Raw genomic sequence first — 1,619 nt, 5'->3', positions numbered from 1 at the left:
CGCGGACCCGCGCGTGGGGCCGCGTCTCGGCGCGGGCCCGGTTCGCTACACGGCGATCAGCGCTGGGTTGTTTCTGAGCGGAGGAAAGGGCCACGCCAGGTTGTTGGCCCGCGGCCGGCCGTGGTGCAGGGTTTCTTGCGTGACGTGGGCGGGCCACTTGACCGGCGAGTGCTCGGAGGATCAAAATGAGGACTCTCAGTCCGGTTTCCCGAAGAATTTTGAGGCGAATCGAATGTTCATATATTACACGCATCCGAGTGGAACTCCGTGGGCCAGTGGGCCAGATATGCAGGTCATGAAGCAACTTCGACTCCTTGGGTCCCCGCAACGGTCGTCGCAAGTGATACCTGTTGGTAGCGGGCGAGCTGTCCGCTTCAATGAGACAAATCCGAGGCTATGACGTGGAAGACCCGATCAAGTTCGACCTTTGGGGTGTCGCTTCATCAACTTCGAAGCGTTGGCTGGCCGAAAAGATCGCGTCCGTGCACCCGGAGGTGTCCCGGGCAGATGTGTTACGTAAGATTGCTGGTTCGATTCGCTCGAATGCGCCGGTGCTATTCTCGGCGGGTCGAGGGTGGAGTAATTCTGTCCGAGAACGGCTTGATGCTGCCGAAAAAGTGTCCGACGTAGAGGTGTTTCAGGAAAGCTATGGGCCGGACGGTAAAGCCAACTTGGAATACTGTGAAGAACATCTATTGTTTTACGGTGGCTGCCTAGGTTGTCCGGTTTGCGGGCGACGGCACCAGCAATGAAATGTCATGGAGATACCGAATGAGATACCGGACGGGGAGTCTCCCGAGAGAGGTCGCCCGGCGCGACGCCCGACTCGCTCCACGACCGAGGGCGAGTCACTATCACACGCCCTCTTGGGGTCTTGATCACCCAATTCCCCGACCATCTACCCACCCAAGCACCCACCCGTGGCCTCGGCACAATCACTGTCCGGCGGCATAGCCTCGAACGGCCCCGCCACTCACAGGAACTCCGGTTCACGCGGGCCGATGCTGGGCCACGCTGACCCCCGCGAACCGAGACAACCAGTACGTCCCCGCCGGAAACACCGCCGGCTTCCCGGCTCGCCACAGCTCACGCGCCGCCGCGTACTCGGCCTCCCACTTTCGGTCACGCTGCAGCTGCGCCAACCGCCGCCACTGCGACGACGCGGCGACCTTCGGCGTCACCGTGAAGCGCTCCTCGAAGCTCACCGCAGACCGGTTCCAATCCTGCCGAGCGAGCTTGCGCAGACCCATGAACCGCCGGCCTTTGGCACGAAACTCGGCCTGCACCGAAAGCTCCTTCCCGCGCACCGCCGCCGCCAGCTTCTCGTAGAGCGCGTCGTCGTCCAGCTCGCGGAAGATCGGCGGCCGCGCCAAGGTCAGCGACACCTCGGCCGGCATCTCCCCGTCAGCATCGAAGAACCCCTCTGGCCGCTTGAACGTCCGCGTCTCCCCGAATCGCCACTCCGCCGTCGTGAACCCTGACCAGAGCCGACCCCATTTCACGAGCCCAGCCGACACCGGGTTCGTGATGGTATAGACCATGTCCATGAGGGACTCGTCGTCGGTCGCCCGCTGCGTGTCACAGGGCCCGTCCCCGGACCACACCGTGTCGAAGCGGCC

Annotated in this window: 1 protein-coding gene and 1 pseudogene; one reads left to right on the top strand and one right to left on the bottom strand. The window is 63.2% G+C overall.

Annotated elements, in window-relative coordinates; all coding sequences use genetic code 11:
• Nucleotides 1-401 precede the first annotated feature (401 nt).
• Nucleotides 402-752, top strand: coding sequence for a hypothetical protein (locus DB30_RS02765; RefSeq protein ID WP_146657909.1), 351 nt, complete (start codon nt 402-404; stop codon nt 750-752).
• A 237-nt stretch (nt 753-989) separates the two neighbouring features.
• On the opposite strand, the pseudogene DB30_RS02760 reads toward DB30_RS02765, so the two are convergent.
• Nucleotides 990-1,619 (bottom strand): annotated as a pseudogene (locus DB30_RS02760) (hypothetical protein); the annotation flags it as partial.

The sequence above is a fragment of the Enhygromyxa salina genome (genome assembly GCF_000737335.2).
Lineage (GTDB): Bacteria > Myxococcota_A > Polyangia > Nannocystales > Nannocystaceae > Plesiocystis > Plesiocystis salina_C.
The sequence above is the reverse complement of the archived record's forward strand: the minus strand, read 5'-3'. Positions and strand labels throughout refer to the sequence as shown.